Annotated in this window: 15 protein-coding genes; 13 read left to right on the top strand and 2 right to left on the bottom strand. The window is 76.0% G+C overall.

The features are described from left to right. The first annotated feature begins 56 nt into the window (after positions 1-56). From glmS to tsaD, 11 genes are all read left to right on the top strand, one after another. A complete protein-coding gene (glmS, locus tag ACI79G_RS19550) occupies positions 57-1,919 on the top strand; it encodes a glutamine--fructose-6-phosphate transaminase (isomerizing) (protein WP_456882763.1) in 1,863 nt (620 codons plus the stop codon). Between the two features lie 144 nt (positions 1,920-2,063). Beyond that, positions 2,064-2,453, top strand: a complete 390-nt coding sequence (locus ACI79G_RS19545; RefSeq protein ID WP_456882762.1) for a holo-ACP synthase — start codon at positions 2,064-2,066, stop codon at positions 2,451-2,453. After that, positions 2,450-3,934, top strand: a complete 1,485-nt coding sequence (locus tag ACI79G_RS19540) for an NAD(P)H-hydrate dehydratase (protein ID WP_456882761.1) — start codon at positions 2,450-2,452, stop codon at positions 3,932-3,934. Before ACI79G_RS19545 ends, ACI79G_RS19540 begins: the two co-directional genes overlap by 4 nt. Then, on the top strand, positions 3,931-5,067 hold the full coding sequence (alr, locus tag ACI79G_RS19535) for an alanine racemase (protein WP_456882760.1): 1,137 nt from the start codon (positions 3,931-3,933) through the stop codon (positions 5,065-5,067). The genes ACI79G_RS19540 and alr overlap by 4 nt, the downstream gene beginning before the upstream one ends. Positions 5,068-5,132: 65 nt before the next feature. Beyond that, positions 5,133-6,272 carry an alpha/beta fold hydrolase gene (locus ACI79G_RS19530; protein WP_456882759.1) on the top strand — a complete coding sequence of 380 codons (1,140 nt, stop codon included), beginning with the start codon at positions 5,133-5,135 and terminating at the stop codon, positions 6,270-6,272. Then, on the top strand, positions 6,269-6,892 hold the full coding sequence (locus ACI79G_RS19525) for a uracil-DNA glycosylase (RefSeq protein ID WP_456882758.1): 624 nt from the start codon (positions 6,269-6,271) through the stop codon (positions 6,890-6,892). Before ACI79G_RS19530 ends, ACI79G_RS19525 begins: the two co-directional genes overlap by 4 nt. Beyond that, positions 6,889-7,344: a tRNA (adenosine(37)-N6)-threonylcarbamoyltransferase complex ATPase subunit type 1 TsaE gene (gene tsaE, locus ACI79G_RS19520; protein WP_456882757.1), complete on the top strand. Its 456-nt coding sequence runs from the start codon at positions 6,889-6,891 to the stop codon at positions 7,342-7,344. Before ACI79G_RS19525 ends, tsaE begins: the two co-directional genes overlap by 4 nt. After that, positions 7,341-7,760, top strand: coding sequence for an NUDIX domain-containing protein (locus ACI79G_RS19515; protein WP_456882756.1), 420 nt, complete (start codon positions 7,341-7,343; stop codon positions 7,758-7,760). Before tsaE ends, ACI79G_RS19515 begins: the two co-directional genes overlap by 4 nt. 6 nt (positions 7,761-7,766) lie before the next feature. Then, positions 7,767-8,405 (top strand): tRNA (adenosine(37)-N6)-threonylcarbamoyltransferase complex dimerization subunit type 1 TsaB, encoded by a 639-nt coding sequence (gene tsaB, locus ACI79G_RS19510; protein WP_456882755.1) that lies wholly within the window; start codon positions 7,767-7,769, stop codon positions 8,403-8,405. Continuing rightward, positions 8,402-8,854 (top strand): ribosomal protein S18-alanine N-acetyltransferase, encoded by a 453-nt coding sequence (rimI, locus tag ACI79G_RS19505; protein ID WP_456882754.1) that lies wholly within the window; start codon positions 8,402-8,404, stop codon positions 8,852-8,854. Before tsaB ends, rimI begins: the two co-directional genes overlap by 4 nt. After that, positions 8,847-9,884, top strand: a complete 1,038-nt coding sequence (gene tsaD, locus ACI79G_RS19500) for a tRNA (adenosine(37)-N6)-threonylcarbamoyltransferase complex transferase subunit TsaD (RefSeq protein ID WP_456882753.1) — start codon at positions 8,847-8,849, stop codon at positions 9,882-9,884. Before rimI ends, tsaD begins: the two co-directional genes overlap by 8 nt. Before the next feature lie 55 nt (positions 9,885-9,939). Here tsaD and ACI79G_RS19495 read toward each other — a convergent pair whose 3' ends face one another. Continuing rightward, entirely contained in the window at positions 9,940-10,353 is a 414-nt protein-coding gene (locus tag ACI79G_RS19495; RefSeq protein WP_456882752.1) for a DUF1761 domain-containing protein, read from the bottom strand. Between the two features lie 56 nt (positions 10,354-10,409). Next, the gene (locus ACI79G_RS19490) at positions 10,410-11,627 is read right to left on the bottom strand and encodes a class I SAM-dependent methyltransferase (protein ID WP_456882751.1); all 1,218 of its coding nucleotides are present in this window, start codon (positions 11,625-11,627) and stop codon (positions 10,410-10,412) included. Positions 11,628-11,818: 191 nt separating this feature from the next. Here ACI79G_RS19490 and groES point away from each other — a divergent pair, with 191 nt between their 5' ends. Together groES and groL are read left to right on the top strand one after the other, a co-directional pair. After that, positions 11,819-12,127, top strand: a complete 309-nt coding sequence (gene groES, locus ACI79G_RS19485; protein WP_012950428.1) for a co-chaperone GroES — start codon at positions 11,819-11,821, stop codon at positions 12,125-12,127. A 191-nt stretch (positions 12,128-12,318) separates the two neighbouring features. Next, the gene (groL, locus tag ACI79G_RS19480) at positions 12,319-13,959 is read left to right on the top strand and encodes a chaperonin GroEL (RefSeq protein WP_456882750.1); all 1,641 of its coding nucleotides are present in this window, start codon (positions 12,319-12,321) and stop codon (positions 13,957-13,959) included. Positions 13,960-14,053 lie beyond the last annotated feature (94 nt).

The raw sequence follows: 14,053 nt of genomic DNA, 5'->3' as shown, positions 1-14,053 counted from the left end.
CGTTCCCACTCGTGTGAGGGACGGACGGGTCCGGTCCCGCCGGTAACCTCCTTGGAATGTGCGGCATCGTGGGATACGTCGGCCCGCAGAACGCCCTGGACGTCGTCCTGGAGGGTCTGCGCCGGCTGGAGTACCGGGGGTACGACTCGGCGGGCGTCGCCGTCCTCGCTGACGGTCGGCAGGCGACGGCGAAGAAGGCCGGCAAGCTGGCCAACCTGGAGAAGGTCCTCGCGGACCAGCCCCTGCCCGAGTCGACGATCGGCATCGGGCACACCCGCTGGGCGACGCACGGTGGGCCGACCGACCGCAACGCCCACCCGCACCTGTCCGCGGACGGCAGGGTCGCGGTCATCCACAACGGGATCATCGAGAACTTCGCCGCGCTGCGCGCCGAGTGCGAGTCGGCCGGCGTCGAGTTCTCCTCCGAGACCGACACCGAGGTCGCCGCGCACCTGCTGGCGACGACCTACGCCGGGACGCCGGAGGGCCCCGGCCGCCTGGCCGCGGCGATGCGCGCCGTCAGCCGCCGTCTCGAGGGCGCCTTCACCCTGGTCGCCTCGCACGCCGACGAGCCCGACACCCTGGTCGCCTCCCGTCGCAACAGCCCGCTGGTCGTGGGCGTCGGCGACAGGGAGTACTTCCTCGGCTCCGACGTCGCCGCCTTCATCGCGCACACCCGCGAGGCCCGCGAGCTGGGCCAGGACCAGGTCGTGGAGATCCACCGGGAGCGCGGGGTCACCGTCACCGACTTCGACGGCACGGTCGTCGAGCCCACGGCCTACACCGTCGACTGGGACGCCGCGGCCGCCGAGAAGGGCGGTCACGACTGGTTCATGCTCAAGGAGATCGCCGAGCAGCCGCAGGCGGTCGCCGACACCCTGCTGGGCCGGCTCGGCGAGGACGGGCGGCTGGTGCTCGACGAGGTACGCCTGCCCGACCAGGACCTGCGCGACATCGACAAGGTCTTCGTCGTCTCCTGCGGGACCTCGTACCACGCCGGCCTGATCGCCAAGTACGCCATCGAGCACTGGACCCGCATCCCGGTCGAGGTCGAGGTGGCCAGCGAGTTCCGCTACCGGGACCCGGTGCTCGACCGCTCCACGCTGGTCGTCGTCATCAGCCAGTCCGGCGAGACGATGGACACCCTCATGGCCCTGCGCCACGCCCGCGACCAGAAGGCCCGCACGCTGGCCATCTGCAACGTCAACGGCTCGACCATCCCGCGCGAGTCCGACGCCGTCCTCTACACCCACGCCGGCCCCGAGATCGCCGTCGCGTCGACCAAGAGCTTCCTGGCGCAGATCGTCGCCTGCTACCTGGTCGGCCTCTTCCTCGCCCAGATCCGCGGCATCAAGTACGCCGACGAGGTCGCCGCGATCGTCGAGGACATCCGCGGCCTGCCGCAGGCCGTCGAGCAGGTGCTCGCGCAGATGGAGCCGGTGCGCGCGCTGGGCCGGACGCTGGCCGACGCCGACACGATCCTGTTCCTCGGCCGGCACGTGGGCTTCCCCGTGGCGCTGGAGGGCGCGCTCAAGCTCAAGGAGCTCGCCTACATCCACGCCGAGGGCTTCGCCGCCGGTGAGCTCAAGCACGGGCCGATCGCGCTGATCGACCAGGGCACGCCGGTCGTGGTCGTCGTCCCCTCGCCGCGCTCGCGGGAGTCGGTGCACGGCAAGGTCGTGTCCAACATCCAGGAGGTGCGGGCCCGTGGGGCACGCACCATCGTGATCGCCGAGGAGGGGGACGACGACGTCCTGCCCTACGCCGACCACGTCATCCGGGTGCCCCGCACGCCGACGCTGCTGGCACCGATCGTGACGACGGTGCCGCTGCAGGTGCTCGCCTGCGAGATCGCCGACTGCCGCGGCTACGACGTCGACCAGCCGCGCAACCTGGCCAAGAGCGTCACCGTCGAGTAGGAGGACCCCGCGTCCCCCCCATCCCTCGCACGCTCGGGCGGGGCCCTGACGCGGGGCCGTCCCAGGACGTCACCACGCCCGGGCCGCCTGCCCAGGGCCTCCCGCCGGACGGCGCGGCGGACGGCGGCACGGCAGACTGACCCGGTGATCATCGGGGTCGGGATCGACGTGGTGCCGGTCGACCGCTTCGCCGAGTCCCTGACCCGCACCCCGGGCCTGCGGGACCGGCTGTTCACCGCCGCGGAGCAGCAGACACCGCGAGGCGCGCCGCGCAGCGGTGAGTCGCTGGCCGCCCGGTTCGCCGCCAAGGAGGCCGTCGCCAAGGCCCTCGGCGCGCCCGGCGACCTGCACTGGCACGACGCCGAGGTCACCGTCGGCGACCACGGCCGGCCGTACCTGACGGTCCGCGGGACGGTGGCCGGCCGCGCGGCGCAGCTCGGCGTCACCTCCTGGCACGTCTCGCTCAGCCACGACGGCGGCATCGCCTCGGCGGTGGTGGTCGCCGAGGGCGTGCTGCGGGGGGAGGAGGCGTGATCGGGCTGTACACGGCCGCCGAGGTGCGCGCGGCCGAGGAACCCCTCCTGGCCGCCACCCCGGAGGGCACGCTGATGCAGCGGGCCGCGACCGGCCTGGCCACCGTCTGCCTGGGGCTGCTCGGCCGCGTGCACGGCACCCGCGTCACCGTCCTCGCCGGCGCCGGCAACAACGGCGGGGACGCCCTCTTCGCCGGCGCCCACCTGGCCCGCCGCGGCGCCCGGGTGACCGCCGTCCTGCTCGACCCGGAGCGGGCGCACGCCGCCGGCCTGGTCGCACTGCGCACCGCGGGCGGGTGGGTCACCGGCCCCGACGGGCCCACCGGGCTGGAGCGCGCCGACCTCGTCCTCGACGGGATCGTCGGCATCGGCGGTCGCGGGGGCCTCCGTCCGCCGGCTGCCGCGCTGGTCGAGCGGGCTGCCACGGGGCCGGGGTTGATGGTCGCCGTCGACCTCCCCAGCGGGGTGGACGCCGACACCGGCGCGGTGCCCGGGGCGGCGTTCCCGGCGCAGCACACGGTCACCTTCGGCGCGCTCAAGACCGGGCTGGTGGTGGGGGAGGGCCGCGGGTACGCCGGCCGGGTCCACCTGGTCGACATCGGGCTGGACCTGCCACCGGCGGGGGTGCACCAGCTGACCGACGCCGACGTCGCGGCCCGCGTCCGCCCGCCGCACGCCGGCGACGACAAGTACACGCAGGGCGTGGTCGGGATCGTCGCCGGCTCCTCGACCTACCCGGGTGCCGCCGTGCTGTGCACGGGCGCGGCGCTGCGCGCCCGCCCGGGGCTGGTCCGCTACGCCGGGACGGCGGCCGCCGGCGTGCGGGCCGCCTGGCCGGAGACGATCGTCACCGAGGGGCGGCCCGCCGATGCGGGACGGGTGCAGGCGTGGGTGGTCGGCCCCGGGATGGGCACCGACGACGACGCGCGCAGCGTGCTGGCCGAGGTGTTGGCCACCGACCTGCCGGTGCTCGTGGACGCGGACGCGCTGACGATGGCCGCGCAGCAGCCGGACCTGGTGCGACGGCGATCGGCGCCGACCGTGCTGACCCCGCACGACCGCGAGTACGCGCGGTTCGGATCGGCCCGGGGCGGCGGCGCGGGTGGGGGCACAGTGGGCGAGGACCGGGTCGGCGCGGCCCGCCGGCTGGCCGCCGACCTGGGCGCCGTCGTCCTGCTCAAGGGCGACGCGACCGTCGTGGCCGCGCCGGACGGCGCCGCCTACGTCAACGGCACCGGCACGCCGTGGCTGGCCACGGCCGGCACCGGCGACGTCCTCTCCGGGCTCACCGGCGCGCTGCTGGCCACCGGCCTGCCGGCCGTCGAGGCCGCGGCGGTCGGCGCGCACGTGCACGGGCGGGCCGGGCAGCTGGCGGCGGAGGAGGGGCCGCTGATCGCGAGCGACCTGGTCCGCTTCCTGCCGGCCACGCTGGCCCGCCTGCGGCGGGCGCCCGCGGACCGGCTGGGAGACTCGGGCGTGTGAACGATCGAGCCCGGGCCGAGGTGGTCGTCGACCTCGACGCCATCGCCGCGAACACCGCGGCGCTGCGCGCGCGCGTCGGCCGCCCGTTGATGGCGGTGGTGAAGGCCGACGGCTACGGCCACGGCCTGGTCCCGGCCGCGCGCGCGGCGCTGGCCGGGGGCGCCGACGCGCTGGGCGTCGCGGTGCTGGAGGAGGCGCTGGCGCTGCGCGCGGCCGGCGTCGCCGCTCCGCTGCTGGCCTGGTTGCACACCCCCGGCACCGACTACGCCGCGGCGCTCACCGCGGACGTCGAGGTGTCGGTCAACGCCGGGTGGGCCCTGGCCGAGGTGGTCGCCGCCGCCCGCGCCACGGGGCGCACCGCCGCGGTGCACCTGTTCGCCGACACCGGGCTCTCCCGCGAGGGCGCCACCGAGGCCGAGTGGCCCGGCCTGGTCGCCGCCGCGGCGCGGGCGCAGGCCGACGGCGACGTGGCCGTGGTGGGCCTGTGGAGCCACATGGCCTACGCCGACGCGCCGACCCACCCGACGATCGGCGCGCAGGTGCGGGTGTTCGAGGAGGCGGTGGCGCTCGCCCGGGCTGCGGGGCTGAGGGAGGCCCGGTTGCACCTGGCCAACTCCGCGGCGACGGTCGCGCTGCCCGACACCTGGTACGACATGGTCCGCCCCGGCATCGCCGTCTACGGGCTGGACCCGCTCGGCGGGGACCCGGCCGCGCACGGGCTGCGGCCGGCGATGACGGTGCGGGCCCGCGCCGCGCTGACCAAGCGGGTGCCCGCCGGCGTCGGCGTCTCCTACGGCCACACCTACTTCCCCGAGAGCGAGACGACGCTGCTGCTGGTTCCGGTCGGCTACGCCGACGGCGTGCCGCGCGCGGCGGGCAACCGGGCACCGGTCCTGGCCGCCGGGGCGCACCGGACGATCGCCGGGCGCGTCTGCATGGACCAGTTCGTGCTCGACGTCGGCGACGCCGAGGTGCACGCGGGTGACGAGGTCGTGCTGTGGGGGCCGGGGGACGGCGGTGAGCCGACGGCGCAGGACTGGGCCGACGCGGTCGACACCATCCACTACGAGCTGGTCACCCGGATCGGCGGCCGCTTCACCCGCCGCTACGTCGGCTCGGCGGGGGCGGTCTGATGGCGGCGAAGCGGCACCCGAGGCCGCGCCGGCAGGCTCCACCGCGGTCGCACTCCCGCGCCGGGGTGCTCGGTGCCGTCCTCGGCCTGGCCGCGGCCGGCACCGCCGTCGGCGTCGCGGTCAGCCGGGCCGCCGCCCGGCGGGTGGGCGCCGAGCGGCTGGGCTCGGCGGCCGGCCTGCCGCCGGGGGCGACGGACGCCGAGCTGCGCGAGGACGACCCGCTCGGCCCGGCGTCCCGGCGCGCCGACCGCACCGCGCTCGTCGCCGCTGATGACGGCGTGCTGCTGGCGGTGGAGGAGGTCGGTCCGACCGACGCCCCGCTGACCGTGGTCTTCTGCCACGGCTACTCGCTGTCGATGGCGTCGTGGACCTTCCAGCGGCGGGCGCTGGGGGCGGCGCTGGCCACCGCCAACGGCTCGCGCCCGACGGCGCGGCTGGTCTTCTACGACCAGCGCGGGCACGGCGCCTCCGGCCGCGGGCCGGCCGAGCACTCGACCATGGAGCAGCTGGGCCGCGACCTGGACGCGGTGCTGCGCGCGCGGGTGCCCTCCGGGCCGGTGGTGCTCGTCGGGCACTCCATGGGCGGGATGACCGTGATGGCGCTGGCCGAGGTGCGCCCGGAGCTGTTCGGTGAGCGGGTGGTCGGGGTGGCGCTGATGAGCACCTCCAGCGGCAACCTCGCCGACCTCGACTTCGGCATGCCGGAGCTGCTCACCCGGCTGCGGGCGGCGGTGCTGCCGATCGCGGCGTTCACCATGCGCCGCCGTCCCGGCTTCGCCGAGCGCACCCGCCGGCTGGCCGCCGACCTCATCTCGCACGTCACCTGGTCGCTGTCGTTCGCGTCCAAGGACGTCGACCCGGCGCTCGGCCGCTACGTCGACTCGATGATCGCGGGCACCCCGGTCGAGGTGATCGCGGAGTTCTACCCGGCGCTGGCCGGCCTGGACGAGACGGCGGCCCTCGAGCCGCTGCGCGCCGTCCCGGTGCTGGTGCTGACCGGCGACAGGGACACGCTGATCCCGCCGGAGCACAGCGACACGCTCGTGGAGCTGCTCGGCGGGCCCGGTGCGCCGGACCTCGAGTACGTCGTCGTCCACGAGGCGGGCCACATGGTGCCGCTGGAGAAGCCCGACGAGGTGACCACCGCGCTGTCGGCGCTGCTGCGCCGGGTGGCCGCCGACCTCCCGACGGGAGCGGGACGGTGACCCGGCCGCCCCGCTTCGACGCCGCCGCCGAGGAGGTCGCCCGCACCGCGGCCGCGGCTCCCGACTGGGGGGCGCTGGCCGCCGCGGCCCGCCCGTGCGTGGCCTGTCCCGAGCTGGCCGCCACCCGGCAGCACGTGGTCGTGGGCGACCCCCCGGCCGGCGGGCGCCCGCGCTTCGCGCTGGTCGGCGAGGCACCGGGGGCGAACGAGGACGAGACCGGTCGGCCGTTCGTGGGGAAGTCCGGTCAGCTGCTCGACCAGCTGCTGGCCGAGGCCGGGCTGGACCGCGCCGAGGCCGCCGTGCTCAACATCGTGAAGTGCCGCCCGCCGGGCAACCGGACGCCGAAGGCCCCGGAGGTGGCCCGCTGCAGCGGCTGGCTGCGGCGCCAGCTGGAGCTGCTGGACCCGCCGGTCGTCGTCGCGCTGGGGCTCTCGTCGGCCAAGTGGTTCCTCGGTCCGCGCACCGTGCTGGCGCAGGCCCGCGGCCGGGCGCACGACGTCGACGGCCGGGCGGTCTGGGCCACCTACCACCCGTCGGCGGCGATCCGGTTCGGCCCGAACGGGGCGCCGCGGGCCGGGCTGCTCGCCGACCTCACCGCGGTCGCGGGGAGCCTGGCGTGAGGCGCGAGCACGTGCTGCCGACCCCGGACGACACCCGCGCGCTCGGCGCTGCGCTGGCCGAGCTGGTGCGCGCCGGCGACCTGGTGGTGCTGGTCGGTCCGCTGGGTGCGGGCAAGACGGCGCTGACCCAGGGCATGGGCGAGGCGCTCGGCGTGCGCGAGCCGGTCACCTCCCCGACGTTCGTCATCTCCCGCGTGCACCGCGGCGGCCGGCTGCCGCTGGTGCACGTCGACGCCTACCGCCTCGGCGGGGTCGCCGACGTCGACGACCTCGACCTCGACGCGTCCACCGAGGAGTCGGTGACCGTCGTCGAGTGGGGGCAGGGGCTGGTCGAGCAGCTGGCCGACGAGCACCTGGAGGTGCGGCTGGACCGCCGCGACGACGACGTCCGGACGGCGCTGCTCGTGCCGCACGGCCCCGACTGGGCGCAGCGGCTCGACGGCGCCGCGTGACGCGCGGTCGGCACCACGTCGTCGCCGCGGTCCTCGTCCGCGGGACCACGGTGCTGATGGGCCACCGGTCGCCGGACCGGCGCTGGTACCCCGACGTGTGGGACCTCCCGGGCGGCCACGTCGAGCCGGGGGAGGACGAGCCCGCCGCGCTGACCCGGGAGCTGCGCGAGGAGGTCGGCGTCGTCCCCCGGGACCCGGTGCCGCTGACCCGGCTCGAGGACGGTGAGCTGCGCCTGTCCCTCTGGGCGGTCCGCGCGTGGGACGGCGAGCCGCGCAACCTGCAGCCGCACGAGCACGACGAGCTGCGCTGGGTGACGGCCGCGGACCTGCGGGGGCTGCGCCTGGCGCACCCGGCCTACGTCGACGTGGTCCGGCGGGCGGTCGCGGGAGCCCGTCGGGCCGCGGGACTAACCTGACCGGTCGTGCTCGTCCTCGCCCTCGACACCGCCACGCCGACGCTGGTCGCCGGCCTCGCCCGGTGGTCCCCGGACGGCGCCGCCGAGGTCCTCGCCGAACGGGCGATCCCCTCGGGCAACCGGCACGCCGAGCTGCTCACCGTCGCGGTCACCGAGGTGCTGCGCGACGTCGGTCTCGCGTTCGGCGGCGTCGAGGCGGTCGTGACCGGGCTGGGTCCCGGACCGTTCACCGGGCTGCGGGTCGGGGTGGTCACCGCCGCGGCGATCGGCGACGCCCGCGGCCTGCCCGTGGTGGGGGTCTGCTCGCTGGACGCGGTCGGCTCCGGCGCCCGCACCGTGGTGACCGACGCCCGCCGCAAGGAGGTCTACTGGGCCGCCTACGCAGCCGACGGCTCACGCACCGGCGGTCCGGGTGTGTCGCGCCCGGAGGAGCTGACGGTCGCCGGCCCCGTCGTCGGCGACGCCCGGTTCGCCGAGCGGCTGGGCGTCGAGGTCACCCCGGCCGAGGTCACGACGGCGGGGCTGGTCCGGGCGGCCGCGCCCCAGCTGGCCGACCCGTCGTCCGCCGGCCCGCTCGTCCCGCTGTACCTCCGCCGCCCGGACGCCGTCCCCCCGACGTCGTTCAAGCCGGTGACCACCGCATGAGCGCGCGGCTGCGCCCGATGCGGCTGGCCGACCTGGACGCCGTCCTGGAGCTCGAGGAGCAGCTGTTCGCCCCGGACACCTGGACCCGGGCGATGTACTGCGACGAGCTCTCCCGCACCGACACCCGCTCCTACCTGGTGGCCGAGGACGGCGACCGGGTCGTCGGCTACGCCGGGCTGATCGCCTACGACGACGAGGCGCACGTGGCGACCATCGGCGTCGCCCCGGACCGGCAGGGCGAGGGGATCGGCGCCGCGCTGCTGGACGCGCTGCTGGCCGAGGCCGACCGGCGCAGCCCCGTGGTGCTGCTGGAGGTGCGGGCCGACAACGAGGTGGCGCAGGGGCTGTACCGGCGGCGCGGGTTCACCGAGATCGGCCGGCGCCCGCGCTACTACCAGCCGAGCGGCACGGACGCCGTCGTGATGAAGCGGGAGGTGCTGCGTGGCTGACGAGCCGCTGGTACTCGGGTTCGAGACCTCGTGCGACGAGACCGGCGTCGGCCTGGTCCGCGGGCGGACGCTGCTGTCGGACGCCCTGGCCACCTCCGTGGCCGAGCACGAGCGCTTCGGCGGGGTCGTGCCGGAGATCGCCTCGCGGGCCCACCTGGAGGCGATGGTGCCGACCGTGCACCGGGCGCTGGCCGAGGCCGGGGTGAACGCCTCCGACGTGGACGCGGTCGCGGTGACCGCCGGCCCCGGGCTGACCGGCGCGCTGCTGGTCGGGCTGGCCGCGGCCAAGGCCTACGCGCTCGCGCTGGACAAGCCGCTGTACGGCGTCAACCACCTGGCCGCGCACGTCGCCGTCGACGAGCTGCAGCACGGCAGGCTGGCCGAGCCGTCCCTGGCGCTGCTGGTCTCCGGCGGGCACAGCTCGCTGCTGCTGGTGCCCGATCTCGCCCGCGAGGTGCAGTCGCTGGGCCGCACCATCGACGACGCGGCGGGGGAGGCCTTCGACAAGGTGGCCCGCGTGCTCGGCCTGCCGTTCCCCGGCGGCCCGCCGATCGACAGGGCCGCGCGCGAGGGGGACCCGGCGGCGATCGGCTTCCCGCGCGGGCTCACCGGACCCCGCGACGCCCCCTACGACTTCTCGTTCTCCGGCCTGAAGACCGCCGTCGCCCGGTGGGTCGAGGCCCGGCAGCGGGCGGGGGAGCCGGTGCCGGTGGCCGACGTCGCGGCGTCGTTCCAGGAGGCGGTCGCCGACGTGCTGACCGCCAAGGCGGTGCGCGCGTGCCGCGACCACGGCGTCGACCACCTGGTGCTCGGCGGCGGGGTGGCGGCGAACTCACGGCTGCGCGCGCTGGCCGAGGAGCGGTGCGCCGCGGCCGGCATCGTGCTGCGGGTGCCCAGCCCGCGGCTGTGCACCGACAACGGCGCGATGGTCGCGGCCCTGGGCTCGCGGCTGGTCGAGGCCGGGGTCGCGCCCTCGTCCCCGGACGTCGGCGCGGACAGCTCGCTGCCGATCGACGTCGTCACCCGCTGAGCGGCGCCTCCGCGCGCGTGGTGGGTCCGCGCGTGGTGGGTCCGCGCGTGGTGGGTCATCGCCGCCCCGGCCCGCGGCCGACCGTGACGGAGATCAGCAGGAGCTTGACCAACCAGTCGCCGGCGTGGATGGCGGCCAGCTGCCAGGGCACCTTCTCGTGCACCACCGAGCCGGTGAGCAGGACGACGGGGAACGCTCCCCACAGGCCCAGCCCCAGGCGTGCCGCGCTGCCCCGGTCCCGCGCTCCGGTGGACCCGGAGAGGAGGGCCACGGCGGTGGCCACCGCCCCGCTGCGGGCGAGCTCCACCGGCAGCACCCAGGCCGCGGGTGCTCCGCCGTCGGCGTAGGCCTCGTCCAGCTCCGCGAGCCGGTCGCCCCAGGCCGTGTACCAGGCGACGCTGGCCAGCACGGATCCGCCGGCTGCGAGGCCGACCCTCCGCAGGTCGACGTGCGTGTCCGGTCGGTCCATGCGTCCTCCTCGGATCCCGGGTCCTCGGGGGTGTGGACCCGGGCGGCCGTGCGGACTCATCGGTCGGAGAGGTCGCACACCAGGGCGGTGGGGGCTCCGGCGACCCGGGTGACGACGACGGTCGCCGTCCCCGCGCCCTCCCCGCGCAGCTGGCGGGCGACGGTCTCCGGCTCGATCGCCGAGCCGCGCTTCTTGACCACCACCCGGCCGACACCGCGCGTCCGCAGCAGGGCCTTGAGCCTCCTGAGGTTGAACGGCAGCACCTCGTCGACCCGGTACGAGGACACCCAGGGGGAGCCGGTCGGCCCGTCGGAGGTCAGGTAGGCGATCGTCGGGTCGACCAGCGTCGCGCCGAGGTCGGTGGCGACCAGCGACACCAGGCCCGAGCGGATCACCGCCGGGTCCGGCTCGTGCAGCCAGCCCCGCACCGGTCCGGACGGCGCGGGCCCGGGGTCGGCGGCGGCGGCCAGCTCCAGGACGTCGTCCCCGCGGACCAGCGACGCGCGCCGCCAGACCGTCGACACCGCGCGCCCCCACAGCAGCGCCTCGACGATCGACCCGCCGGCCGACACCCACTCCGCCTCGACGCCGTCCGGCACCCGCTCGTGGTCCAGGCCCGGCGCCACCTTGACCACCGTGCGCGGCACCCGGTCCAGCAGCGCCGCCACCGTCGCCCAGGGCGGCGACCAGCGGTCCGGGTCCAGCTGCCGTCGTCCGCCGGCCCGCCGCGCGGGGTCCAGGACGGCGGTGCCGCAGCCGGCCACCTCGCGGCCGCGGGCCGCGTCGACGAGCTCGACGGCGTCGCCGGCGACCACCCACACCCGGTCGGCCACCCCGAGGGCCTCGGCGTTGGCGGCGGTCAGCTCGCGGGCCAGCGGGTCGAGGTCGACGGCGAGCACGCTGGCCCCGGCCCGCGCGAGCGCCACCGTGTCGGTGCCGGAGGCGCAGCCGAGGTCGGCGGCCGAGTCGGCGTCGTCGGCGAGCAGGCGCCGCGCCCGCCGCGCGGCCAGCGCGGGCCGGCCGGCCTGCTCGAGGGTGTCGGCGGTGAGGAAGAGGACGTCGGCGTCGGCGCCGAACACCGGCCGCGCCCGCGCGCGCAGCCGCGCCAGCTCCCAGGCCGGGCCGGCGTGTCCCGCACCGACCTGAGCCCGCAGCCGGGCCAGGGCGGGCAGCACGTCGAGGCCCTGGTCCACCAGCTCGGCGGCGAGCGCGGTGGCCGCCGCCCCCTCGGGCGTGCGCAGCCAGCGGAGCTGCTCGAGCGCGTCGTCGGGCACGCGGCACAGCGTGGCGCACGGGTGCCTCGCCCTCCTCGGGGGCCCGGTTGAGAGGCTGGCACTCTCCTGGGTAGAGTGCCAATCGACACGGGCACGGGCGCCTGACCCCCGCGACGGCAGGCACCGGCACCGTGCCACAGCATCAGTGCACAACCCACCAGCCGTCCGATCCCGAAGGGGGCGTCGCTGACGTGACGACCGCTACCAAGGTCAACATCAAGCCGCTGGAGGACCGCGTCGTGGTCCAGGCCAACGAGGCCGAGACCACCACCGCCTCCGGTCTGGTCATCCCGGACACCGCCAAGGAGAAGCCGCAGGAGGGCACGGTCGTGGCCGTGGGCCCCGGTCGCGTCGACGACAACGGCAACCGCGTCCCGCTCGACGTCAACGTCGGCGACGTGGTCATCTACTCGAAGTACGGCGGCACCGAGGTGAAGTACGCCGGCGAGGAGTACCTGGTGCTCTCCGCCCGCGACCTGCTCGCCGTCGTGGAGAAGTAGGAGGACCCCGTCCTCCTCATCCCTCGCGAGCTCGGGACGAGCCTCGGGACGGGGCCAGCGTCTGGTTCCGTCCCGAGGACGACCCGCCTCTGCACCGACCGCCCCGGCGACCCGAACTGACCGGGTCCCGGGGCGGTCGTCGTCCGGGCTCACACCCGCCCGTTCCACCCGCACCCTGATCGGAAGGGCCCATGGCCAAGATCATCAAGTTCAACGAGGACGCCCGCCGCGCGCTCGAGCGCGGGGTGGACAAGCTCGCCGACGCGGTCAAGGTGACCCTCGGTCCGCGCGGGCGCAACGTCGTCCTCGACAAGAAGTTCGGCGCCCCGACCATCACCAACGACGGCGTGACGATCGCCCGTGAGGTCGAGCTCGAGGACCCGTACGAGAACCTCGGCGCCCAGCTGGCCAAGAACGTCGCCACCAAGACCAACGACGTCGCCGGCGACGGCACCACCACCGCCACCGTGCTGGCCCAGGCCCTGGTGCACGAGGGCATGCGCAACGTCGCCGCGGGCGCCAGCCCGACGGCGCTCGGCGCCGGCATGCGCGCCGCCGCGGACGCGGTCTCCAAGGCCCTCGACGAGGTCGCCATCCCGGTCTCCGACCAGCAGGCCATCGCCGGCGTCGCGACCGTCTCCGCGCAGGACGCCGAGGTCGGCGAGCTCATCGGCCAGGCCATGGAGAAGGTCGGCAAGGACGGCGTCATCACCGTCGAGGAGAGCACCACCCTCTCCACCGAGCTCGACGTCACCGAGGGCGTGCAGTTCGACAAGGGCTACCTCTCGCCCTACTTCGTCACCGACCAGGAGGCGATGGAGGCCGTTCTCGAGGACGCCCTCGTGCTGCTGGTCAGCGGCAAGATCAGCGCGCTGGCCGACCTGCTCCCGCTGCTGGAGAAGGTCCTCTCCACCGGCGGCCGGCCGCTGCTGATCGTCGCCGAGGACGTCGAGGGCGAGGCGCTGTCCACCCTCGTCGTCAACTCGATCCGCAAGACCATCAAGGTCGTCGCGGTGAAGTCGCCGTACTTCGGCGACCGCCGCAAGGCGTTCATGACCGACCTCGCCGTCGTCACCGGCGGCCAGGTCGTCAGCGAGGACGTCGGCCTCAAGCTCGACCAGGTCGGCCTCGAGGTCCTCGGCACCGCGCGCCGGGTCACCGTCACCAAGGACGAGACGACGATCGTCGACGGCGGCGGCACCGGTGAGGCCATCGGCGACCGGGTCGCGCAGATCCGCCGCGAGATCGAGGCGACCGACTCCGACTGGGACCGCGAGAAGCTGCAGGAGCGGCTGGCCAAGCTCGCCGGCGGCATCGGCGTCATCCGCGTCGGCGCGGCCACCGAGGTCGAGATGAAGGAGAAGAAGCACCGGATCGAGGACGCCATCGCCGCCACCCGCGCCGCGGTGGAGGAGGGCGTCGTCCCCGGTGGTGGTTCGGCGCTGGTCCACGCGGCCGCGGCGGTCGACTCCCTGGACCTCTCCGGTGACGAGCTGACCGGTGCCCGCGTGGTCCGGCGGGCGCTGGACGCCCCGCTGGTCCGGATCGCCGGCAACGCCGGGTTCGAGGGTCAGGTCGTGGTGGCCAAGGTCCGCGAGGCCGGTGCCGGTCAGGGCTTCAACGCCGCGACCGGTGAGTACGGCGACCTGGCCGCCCAGGGCGTCATCGACCCGGTCAAGGTCACCAAGGCCGCGCTGAGCAACGCCGTCTCGATCGCGGCGATGGTGCTGACCACCGACTCCGCCGTCGTCGAGGCGCCGGAGGAGGAGGAGCCGGCTGGGGCCGGGCACCACACCCACGGCCACTCGCACGGCCACGGGCACAGCCACTGAGCTGACGCCCTCGGCGATCAGCTGAGCTGATCACCGCGGCTCCTGGCTCACGAGCAGCGGTGAGCCAGGAGCCGCAACCGTGGGCCAGGACGGC

Source organism: Geodermatophilus sp. SYSU D00779, assembly GCF_054050595.1.
This window is presented reverse-complemented; position numbering and strand designations above follow the sequence as displayed.

Bases quoted from the DNA above. Each gene is read 5' to 3' on its own strand.
- glmS (WP_456882763.1), top strand. From the start codon at position 57: ATGTGCGGCATCGTGGGATACGTCGGCCCGCAGAACGCCCTGGACGTC.
- rimI (WP_456882754.1), top strand. From the start codon at position 8,402: ATGAGCGCGCGGCTGCGCCCGATGCGGCTGGCCGACCTGGACGCCGTC.
- groL (WP_456882750.1), top strand. From the start codon at position 12,319: ATGGCCAAGATCATCAAGTTCAACGAGGACGCCCGCCGCGCGCTCGAG.
- ACI79G_RS19495 (WP_456882752.1), bottom strand. From the start codon at position 10,353: ATGGACCGACCGGACACGCACGTCGACCTGCGGAGGGTCGGCCTCGCA.